Raw genomic sequence first — 10123 nt, 5'->3', positions numbered from 1 at the left:
CTGTAAACTGCTGGGACGACTATGTGTTCAACGATACGACCTGTATGTGGGAGAACCAAGGCACACAGCCAGAAGAGCCGGCCATGGTGAACTGTTGGGACGACTACGTGTTCAACGATACGACCTGCCAGTGGGATAACACGGGAGTTGAACCAGAGGCCAATGCAGGTAATGATGTTATTTTGGAGTGCGATGCTGACAATCCTGGAAGTTGTGAAACAGCATTTGCCCAGTATGGTGAATCTAATACCTGTTTCCTTGAGGATGGATTTAGCCGATGGGGCTGGACCAATTATTTTGAAACCGAAGGGCTTTATACTTTGGAAGTGTACGCTGGTACTGGTCAATGTGATTTGGATAAGGGAGTTTATGTGGGAGATGTTACCGTTAACTATAACAGTGGACAAGTGATTGTTAGTTATAACCTTGTTGAGGGCTATGTAATAAGTGAAGCTCATCTTTATGTGGGCAGTACGCCATATCCGGTTATTGGAGACAAGCAAACTGTTGCTTCTGGGCAATATCCTTATAATTCAGGAAGTTTGAGTGGTACTTCAACTTATGAGATTGGCCCTATTGATGTAAGTGCTTATAATGCCAACGGTATTTATGTGATTGCCCATGCAGTAGCTTGTGGTGATTGTAATAACAATGGAGATCCAGATTATCCAGAGGATGTGTGTTATGAACGAATGGACGAAGAAGGGGTTGTGCTGTATGGTAGCAGTAATATTGAAAATGTTACGTATTATTGGACAGGACCTAACGACTTTATGTCGAATGAACAGGATCCCACAGTGATGGAGCCTGGCATTTATACTTTAACGGTGACTACTGCAGAAGGATGTTCTGATACGGATACAGTTGAAGTGATCCAAGACGAGTGTGAAGGTGATGGAGATAATGGCGGTTGTGATACTGCATTTGCCCAGTATGGTGAATCTAATTCCTGTTTCATTGGGGATGGATTTAGCAGATGGGGATGGACTAACCACTTCGATGCTGAAGGAAGTTATACAATGGAGCTTTATTCGGGAGCAGGATTGTGTTATGTGGATAAGGGAGTACATGTGGGTAATATGATTGTAGATTATTTTAATGGAAATGTAACGTTGATTTATCATGTATTTGCAGGATATTCAATTAGTGAAGCTCATGTTTATATAGGAAGTACACCATATCCATTTATTGGAAGCAATCCTACCGTGGCGCCTGGTCAGTATCCTTATAATTCCGGAAGTCTGAATGATACTTCGACTTATGTGGTTGGCCCTATTGATGCTAGTGCTTATGATGCCAATGGTATTTATCTGATTGCACATGCCGTAGTTTGTGGATCACCTTGTACAGATAGTGATCAAGATGGTATTTGTGACGATGTTGATAATTGTTTGAATACCTACAATCCAAACCAAGAGGATACTGATGGTGATGGAGTTGGTGATGCCTGTGACGTTTGTTTGGGATTAGATGATACAGTTGATACAGATGATGATGGTGTGAGTGATTGTATGGATAACTGTCCTGAAGCATATAATCCAGACCAGTCTGATACAGATCATGACGGTATAGGTGATGTATGTGATGATAGTTTCTATAATTGCGAAACAGGTTATGGATTGAACAATACAGGAGCTACCTGTTTCATAGATAATGGTTTTGATAATTGGGGTTGGACCAATTATATAGGTACAGAAGGAACTTATACTATGGATCTATATATTGGTGCTGGTTTATGTGATACCACTAAAGGAATCCTTGCTGGCGATGTGACTATAGATTACCAAAATGGAGAAATGACCGTAACTTATAATGTAACACATTATTATGGTATAAGTGAGGTACATTTATATATAGGTTGTGATCCTTACCCGAAAAAAGGTAAAGTGGAAACGGTTGCGCCTGGTCAATATCCATTTAAAGCAGATGGTTTGGATTATGTGTCGTCTTATTCTATAGGACCTATTAAGGTGGATACTACTGCGGGGCTTTATGTTATCGCTCATGCCGTTGTATGTGAAACCTTCTGTACGGATTGTTATGATGGTACAAATACGGGAACGTATTCACCTAAGAGAAATAAGATTACTTGTTCTAGTAACGAAACAAATAAAACGGACGAAAGTAGTTTATTGAAACAGACATCGGTTAAGGCCTATCCAGTGCCGTACGACAGTGAGTTAACTATTGATTATAGATTTGAATATGAGACCGATGTAACCTTAGAGGTATTTGATGCTAAAGGAACTTTGGTTGAAACTTATAAATCCCAAGGCAATATGAACCGTGTTAAAATGGATTTTTCAAGGTTTGATGATCAAATGTATTTTATTAGGTTAATAACATCTAGAGAAGTATTTATTAAACGCGTGGTTTCCTCAAAAAAGTATTAGTCAAATATTTAATCTAAAGAATTTCTCACGACGTGTTACGATGCTGCGAAGTAAAAGGAAAAGTTCTTATAAATGATTGAAGACAGAGACAGTATGTTCGATACATGGAAGGAGTGGTATAAATCATACCTTAGCGCAAAGAGAAAGAACCCTTAAACAATGGACTAAAAGTCAAGGACGTTGAATTGGACTTAAATGAACTTGAACAATTGAACAATATTGCAGAATAAATGGATTAAAAAACAAAGGTAAGACAAGGTCACTAATTTGTAGTCGCCTTTTCTAGTTGATAATTTGAATTGTCCTTCTTTATTTGTGATGGTTCCTACAACAATTTTATTTAGCTCATTGGTTAAGACGACATTTGCAAATTCAATAGGGTTATTTGTGGAATCTTTCACAACCCCAATTACTTCATATTGAGAATACGTATAATATGGTAGAAATAGGAATAATAGTAATTTTTGGGCTGTAACTCTCATAAAATAAAATGCTTTTTGTATTTATTAAATGATATTTTTATTTAGTCATAATGTTAATTTTTAAGTAACCATTTTGTAAAAATTATCGTCACTAATTAAGACTACTTTTGTGAGTTAATATTTTTATTTAAAAGCAGGAAAATACATCTTTTAAATATTGCTAATGTATAGCTTTTTATGTCGTAATTTTATGACTTTTGTCATGTTATTACTTTCCACATAAGTAAAATTTTTGTCAAGATTGTGAATTCTATTTCTGATTGACGTTTATGAAGTTTTATATATTATTTATTAGAGGAGTTGTATAAAGACAATCCAAAGACTTTCTAATATTAGAATTACTAAATGGTTATGAAGTAAACACTTAAAGAATTTCTGATTTAACTAATAATTTTGAGGAGAATCATTTTATAAAAAATACTAAAATTTATCTTGTATAATAGAAATTGGGCTATTATATTTGCACCACCTTAATAAAGAGGTAAAACAAAGCAAAAGTTCTTATCAAATAAGTTACCTATTCGGTTACCAATTATTAATTAGAATTTGAACTTATTGATTTTACTAATATAATGGGAGTTGTAGGTCTTCCTGCCACCCCGACGAACCTAGAAATAGGTCATGGCAAAACACTGTTAATCGTATGATTTTCAGTGTTTTTTGTTTTTTATGCATTCAATTGATTTCATTTAAAACCATATAAAAGGTGTGCAATTAGGTGTGCAATGTTTCATCAAAAATGTACTATCTTTAGAGAACTTTCGGGTATGATTTGACTTTCGATTTAACAATATTGTTTAACTCAAAGTCATTGAAAATGAAAACAAAACACACTTTTACGGTAATTTTCTTTACCAGAAAATCAAGAAGCAATCCGAATCAACTTTCCATCTATGTACGTATCACAATTAACGGAAAGCGTTCTGAAATAAGTTTAAAGCGCGTTATACCAATTAAAGATTGGGATAGTAACAAAAGTCGCGGCAGAGGCAATTCCCAAAAGGTAAGAACTTTAAATGCCTACTTGGATGAAGTATATAACAAGTTATTGGAATGCCATAAAGAACTCTTGGCTGAGGATAAGTTTATATCCTCAGAAGCCATCAAAGCCCGATATTTAGGAGAAGACGATAACAGTAAGACCCTACGGGAACTCATTGCATACCATCACGGGAATATGGCATTTGTTCTGAAAAGGGGGACAATGAAAAATTATTATACTACCGAGAAATACTTGTACAAATTTCTGCTAAGGAAAAGAAGATTAAAGGACATATACCTGAAACAATTGAACTACGAATTTGTAACCGATTTTGAGCATTTCCTACGCAATTACAAGAACTCCAAGAAACAATTGATGTTGGGAAATAATGGGGTGATGAAACATTTGGAGCGTTTTAAGAAAATGGTAAACCTTGCCGTTAAACTGGAATGGATGCACAAAAACCCGTTTAACCAATTCCAATTAAAGTACCAGAAATACGATAGGGCTTTTTTATGTGAAAGGGAACTGGAACTATTAGTAGGTATAGAATTTAAAAGTGAACGATTACAGCGAGTAAAGGATTGCTTTGTGTTTTCCTGCTATACAGGCTTGTCTTATGTAGATGTTAAGGAGCTTACCGAAGATAACATAGTAAAGGGTATTGATGGTAAGTATTGGATATACACCAAAAGGGAAAAAACGGACGAACGGGTAAAAGTACCCTTGTTGCCCCAGGCGATGGAAATTATTGAAAAATACAGAACCTTACAGGAGACGGATTTAACGGGATATTTATTGCCAGTAAATTCCAATCAAAAGACCAATAAGTATTTGAAGGAGATAGCAGGATTATGTAATATTCACAAAAATATTACTTTTCACGTAGCCCGACACACTTTTGCTACAACGGTCATGCTTTCCAATGGTGTTCCTATTGAAACGGTGTCAAAATTGTTGGGACATTCCAAACTTACAACCACTCAGTTATATGCAAGGGTAGTAGAGAGTAAGATAAGTCAAGATATAAACAATTTGTTGGAGAGATTTAAGTTAAATAAAAGTAAAGTTATGGGCTAAAGCATTTTCTTTAGGCGTTTTTCACTATACACTTTGTCAAGGCTATTATTTTTCCGTTATTAGTGTTTTAAACCATTTGTAATGAACTATAATTCAAAACATAAAATCCTTACCGAGCTTAAATTACATTGGGATCAGGGAGAAGAAAAATCGAGAGGTGGAACAATAGTTACACCGCATGGACGATCTTTAACAATTATTCAACTTTCTAAAAAAGCTAAATTAAGTTCAGATAGAGTTCAGGATTTATGTGATTCTCTTGTTAATAGTCAACTAATAGAAAAATTAAAAGAAGATAAAGAGAATAAATCACATTCTTATATTATTAAAGACTCGGGTAGATCATATGTTATAGACAAAGTTTTCTACAATAAAGTTTGGTACAGAAATTTTAGCTTTTGGAAATTCACTTTACCTTTTATAATTGGCTTATTGGGACTCTTAAATTCTATTTTTGGTTGGTGGTCAACTAAATGAGAAGAAGCAACTGATTTTTAAATCAGGTTGTCTGGAAAACTTAGTTACGTAGTGGCAAAGTTTGAAGAGCAAGAGGGCAATGCGCTAAAGCGACATTGCGATATTTTATATTTACATATATAGTTGATAATCAGCTTGTTAATGTGTTGTGAGTCATATTTGTTCTTTAGGGCAGATACCAAAATTATGTTAATACCCTTGGAAACGCCGATTAGCACTGGGATGCATTAACATAATCAAGGAAAAAATCAATACTGAAACATGTGAAACGCCGGTTTTAAGCATAAAATTGTATAAGAACACCGTAGAACTGTTCAAGGGTTTGTGGCATGGTTGTCGGGGTCTATATTGAAAAAACGGAAAAAATAACTGCCTGCAGTGGAAAAAACATCTACTTATTTTAAACACTATTTGAAGGATTTTCCAGAAACGTCATTAAATGCTTATTCAGAAAAGGAGCAACTATTTATGAGAATGATTGATCTACATGGTTACGTGAAATCAGCTTATAATTTTGATCCAGAGTTTTTAATTAGATTAAAAAATGATGGCGTGGTGTACACCGATTTTAAGTCTCTTAATGAAGATAAGTATTCTATCGTTTATATGAATTTTGAAGGCTTCATAACAGTTATAGAGAAGCTTTCAGAATAGTAGTATTCTCAATGGAATGCTATTACTGATTTTTTTATCTGTAAAATGAATTTTAGAGTTGTTTCTATTTAATTACATGTAAGTCTTCAGATAAATTTGAACTTTTTGGTTTAAAATTTAAGAGAGGGTTTAATGCTAATTTAAGCTAAATTTTTGATATTGTTTTTTTCTGTCGTTTAATGTTTTGATTTTCGTTTTATTACGTTGGTTCAGTATCATTTTACCCTTTCCAAAATAGACCTGTGCTGGTGTTAAATTGTTAATGGCTTCATGATAACGGTTAAAGTTATAGTGCTGAACAAACTTTTCCAATGCTTTTTCTAATTGGCCAGGAGTATAATAATTGTCTAGTTTTACTATATTTTTCATGGAACGGTGGTATCTTTCAATCTTACCCTGTGTCTGAGGATGTAAAGGACGACCTCTTACATGTTTGATATTATTGTCTTGCAAATAGGTTGCCAGCTCATTGGAGATGTAACAGGAACCGTTATCAGATAATAATTTGGGCTTGGTATTGTTGTTTAATACTTGTGCCTTTATTTGCGCTTGGTCTATGGTATGCATGACCTCCTCTGTTTTCATGGTGGAACAGAGTTTATAATGCACAATATAACGGCTGTAATCATCTAAAACGGTAGACAGGTAGTACCATCCCCAACCTACAATTTTAAAGTAAGTAAAGTCGGTTTGCCACATTTGATTAACAGCCGTGGTTTTATCTTTAAAGCTATCGGAAGCACTGGACATTCTAAAGGCTGGCACGGATATTAAACCATTGGCCTTTAAGATGCGGTACACACTGGATTCACTGATGTAATACTTATAGGTGTCGGTGATAAACCATGCCAGTTCCCTAGAGGACAGTTCAGGATTTTCCAAAGCAAGCTCTACCACTTTATCCCTATCGGCTTCATTGATTTTGTTCCATGCTGTATTGGATTTAGAACGCTTTCTAACTAATCCACCATAACCTTTTTCTAAATAGGCATTATACCAATTATAGAATGTGGTCTTATTGATTTTAAGTTCTTTAAGGGTTCTGGTAACCCCTAATTCTGATTGTTCCACAAGGCGAATAATCTCGTATTTTTCACTTGGACTGTAATGCATGTACTTTCTCTTTTTTAAATGTCGCCATTTAAGTTTTTTTTCAATACCCTGTTCTCTAAGGAAAGTTCTGCCACCAGTTCTTTTAAGGAGCTATTCTCTTGTTTTAATTCATTGACCTCTGTAGTATTGGCTTCTCGCATGGTGTCCCCGCTTAAGCGTTTCTTGCCTGCTTCCATAAAATCCTTGGTCCACTTATAGTAAGTGCCATCAGTTATACCTTCCTTTCTACAAAGCTCTGCAATGGTGTATTCTCCCCGTATCCCTTCTATAACTATGCGTATTTTTTCTTCTGTGCTATAAAGTTTACGTGTCTTGCGTTTTACGGTTTTGATTAATGATTTTGCATTGTGTTCTCTGTTCATTGTAATGATTTTTAAGGTTAAAATTATAATCTTTTTTCTCTCTTAAAAATCAACCTAGAAAAGTTCACTTTTTGCTGACGTTAAACAAATACCAAAACCGAACAGGCTCAAAAGTGATTTTACCAATAAGCTCAAACCAAAAAACAAATAAATACCTAAAAGAGATAGCCAAAGATTGTGGTATACATAAGAATATAACGTTCCATGTAGCCAGACATACCTTTGCAACAACGGTGATGCTATCCAATGACGTACCGATAGAAACTGTGTCAAAGCTATTGGGACACACCAAACTATCTACCACACAAATCTATGCAAGGGTTTTAGAATCTAAGATAAGTGAAGATATTCAAAGTTTGCTCAAACGCATGGAAATAAAAAAAGCAGAAAAGACGATAACGCTTACCAGTTAAAAAAACATAGCAGATAGGGAATTCAAGATGTGTGTCTGTGGACACAATCTTGACTGCTCCCGAAGGTCGCAGCGTTTAAAAGTTGTTTAACCAACAAATACATCCGTTTTTAAAGTATCGGATTTAGAGGCTGGATATTTAAAAACTTTTTTCAAATTAATTCTATGTAGAGCAAGGAGAATTCGATATTTTAAAAATGAAACAAACTCGCCCAAAGCGAGTGCGTTAGTAAACATACAAAACGCATCAAACTGAACCAATCTATAATTTTTTTACGAAAAAATCAACGTTTTTCAAACACCCTATAAACAGGGACTTTGCGAAGCATACGAAACGTAGCGTTGCGCCAGCACGCTACCCTCTTGCTGTGCGTCCTGAGTTGCCACAGGGTACAATAAGCTTAAAAGGTTATTGAAAATGGCAACACAACTTTGATGGTGATGATAGATTTTACCAAGACCAAAAGAAACGAGCTGATCCCAAGTAGGGTAAGATCAGTTTTTTTGAATCAATTTTATTCAACAAATTTGGCACAGTTACTATAGGTCTGCGATGGATCACCTTAAAATCTGTGGAATCCCTATTATAGTTGAATTTTATGTTCTTCAATTTCTGAGAGCTCAATTATGTGCTCAAACTAGATGGTTATTTTTTCTGGTAAGGTTTCTATTAGCAACGAAATAAACAGCTCATATTAAATAAAGTATTATAAATTAGATTATTCCAGTTTAAATGTTGTCCTTTGTGGTAATTAGCGAGACTATTTCTTTAGCAAAGATTTTTATACTTCCATTTATCCCCTTTCTATTTTAATTTTTATTGCTGACAATATTATACAGTTATCAAGAGGTTTCAATATTAGGCTAATTATTAACTCTTTTTAGCTCATATGGATAATAATACCTAATCAAATTTAAAAATTATGAAAGAAAGAAAAGTAAAGTTCTTTAACAGAACCAAAGGGTTTGGGTTTATTACAACTACAGAAAGTGGAGAAGATATTTTTGTTCATGAATCAGGATTAATCGACCGAATCAGCGAAGATGACAAAGTTAAATTCCACACTGAACGGGGTAAAAAGGGCTTGAACGCTATTAACGTTATACTCATCAATTAATTTATATGCCTGAAAGCAATTATAATTTAATCAATTTAAAAAAAGATAAGGATGCTCATTATAAACATTAAGTCTGGAGAAAGAATTGAAAGTGCTTTAAAGCGATACAAACGCAAAGTAAGAAACACTAAACAACTACAGCAATTAAGGAGTAAAAAGGTTTTTACTAAAAAATCCACTAAAAGGAGAGAAGAAATTACCAGAGCAAAATACAAGGAAGAATACAAGCGGTCACAAGAAATTTGAGTATGATGGACAATAATCAACATTTAGCAGTTTTAATAGATGGAGACAATATTCCTTCGAATTACGTTAAGGAACTTTTTGAAGAAATTGCTAAATATGGTAATCCAACTTTGAAAAGAATCTATGGTGATTGGACAAAGCCTAGTCTAAATAAGTGGAAAAAAGTGCTGCTTGAAAATGCCATTACCCCAATACAGCAATATGGCTATACAACTGGAAAGAATGCCACAGATTCTGCTATGATTATTGATGCCATGGATATTTTATATTCCAAAAAAGTAAATGGCTTCTGCTTGGTTTCCAGTGATAGCGATTTTACAAGACTGGCTGTAAGACTAAGAGAAGCTGGAATGGTTGTATATGGTATAGGAGAGAAGAAAACCCCAAACCCATTTATAGTTGCTTGTGATAAATTTATCTATTTAGAAATACTAAAAAAAGAGAGCGAACAGGAAACCAATAATACAACTCAAACCAGAGTGCAAAAACCTAAAGTTGATGAAATTACGCCGGCAGTTGTGAATCTAATTAAAACTACAATTTCCGATTTAGAAGATGACGATGGTTGGGCTTTTTTAGGTGAGGTTGGTACTTTACTTCAAAAGAAACAACCAAATTTTGATCCAAGAAATTATGGTTTTCAAAAATTAACCCCATTAATCAACTCAATAAGCAAATTCGAAATAGAACCAAGAAAACTTCCAAAAAGTAATCAAAAGCTTATTTATGTTAGAACCTGAGTTCGACGTAAGAAAAGCGATTTTTTGGTATAGAAAAAGCAGAATATTTAGTATATTAAAGTGT

9 protein-coding genes and 1 pseudogene are annotated in these 10123 nt (G+C 34.4%); 8 read left to right on the top strand and 2 right to left on the bottom strand.

Translation table 11 applies throughout. From position 1 onward, the window contains the following. Positions 1–2393 (top strand): T9SS type A sorting domain-containing protein (locus tag ABD792_RS19235; RefSeq protein ID WP_345006019.1); only part of this gene is annotated, 2393 nt, incomplete at its 5' end. A gap of 191 nt (positions 2394–2584) precedes the next feature. Here the strand turns inward: ABD792_RS19235 and ABD792_RS19190 are convergent. Continuing rightward, on the bottom strand, positions 2585–2875 hold the full coding sequence (locus ABD792_RS19190) for a carboxypeptidase-like regulatory domain-containing protein (protein ID WP_425568147.1): 291 nt from the start codon (positions 2873–2875) through the stop codon (positions 2585–2587). 817 nt (positions 2876–3692) lie between these two features. Between ABD792_RS19190 and ABD792_RS10795 the strand changes: the two genes are divergently transcribed. From ABD792_RS10795 to ABD792_RS10785, 3 genes are all read left to right on the top strand, one after another. Then, positions 3693–4937 carry a site-specific integrase gene (locus ABD792_RS10795; RefSeq protein WP_345006017.1) on the top strand — a complete coding sequence of 415 codons (1245 nt, stop codon included), beginning with the start codon at positions 3693–3695 and terminating at the stop codon, positions 4935–4937. 81 nt (positions 4938–5018) lie between these two features. Then, positions 5019–5414 (top strand): hypothetical protein, encoded by a 396-nt coding sequence (locus tag ABD792_RS10790; protein WP_345006016.1) that lies wholly within the window; start codon positions 5019–5021, stop codon positions 5412–5414. A gap of 378 nt (positions 5415–5792) precedes the next feature. Further along, complete coding sequence (locus ABD792_RS10785) at positions 5793–6068, top strand: hypothetical protein (RefSeq protein ID WP_345006015.1); 276 nt, start codon at positions 5793–5795, stop codon at positions 6066–6068. 135 nt (positions 6069–6203) lie between these two features. On the opposite strand, the gene ABD792_RS10780 is transcribed toward ABD792_RS10785, so the two are convergent. Further along, positions 6204–7543 (bottom strand): IS3 family transposase gene (locus ABD792_RS10780; RefSeq protein WP_425568146.1). Its coding sequence is split into 2 segments (ribosomal slippage): positions 6204–7202 and positions 7205–7543, totalling 1338 coding nucleotides; the frame shifts between segments, so codons are not numbered across the junction. A gap of 104 nt (positions 7544–7647) precedes the next feature. On the opposite strand from ABD792_RS10780, the pseudogene ABD792_RS10775 reads away from it, so the two are divergent. The 4 genes and pseudogenes from ABD792_RS10775 to ABD792_RS10760 all read left to right on the top strand — a co-directional run. After that, positions 7648–7956, top strand: a pseudogene (locus tag ABD792_RS10775) (site-specific integrase); the annotation flags it as partial. 922 nt (positions 7957–8878) lie between these two features. Continuing rightward, a complete protein-coding gene (locus ABD792_RS10770; RefSeq protein WP_345006014.1) occupies positions 8879–9073 on the top strand; it encodes a cold-shock protein in 195 nt (64 codons plus the stop codon). A 51-nt stretch (positions 9074–9124) separates the two neighbouring features. Beyond that, positions 9125–9319: a 30S ribosomal protein S21 gene (gene rpsU, locus ABD792_RS10765; RefSeq protein WP_345006013.1), complete on the top strand. Its 195-nt coding sequence runs from the start codon at positions 9125–9127 to the stop codon at positions 9317–9319. A gap of 5 nt (positions 9320–9324) precedes the next feature. Beyond that, on the top strand, positions 9325–10059 hold the full coding sequence (locus ABD792_RS10760) for an NYN domain-containing protein (RefSeq protein ID WP_345006020.1): 735 nt from the start codon (positions 9325–9327) through the stop codon (positions 10057–10059). Positions 10060–10123: the final 64 nt, after the last annotated feature.

This window comes from Snuella lapsa, assembly GCF_039539345.1.
Classification (GTDB): domain Bacteria; phylum Bacteroidota; class Bacteroidia; order Flavobacteriales; family Flavobacteriaceae; genus Snuella; species Snuella lapsa.
Note: the sequence above shows the minus strand (reverse complement) of the source record. Positions and strands in the feature narration are given on the sequence as shown.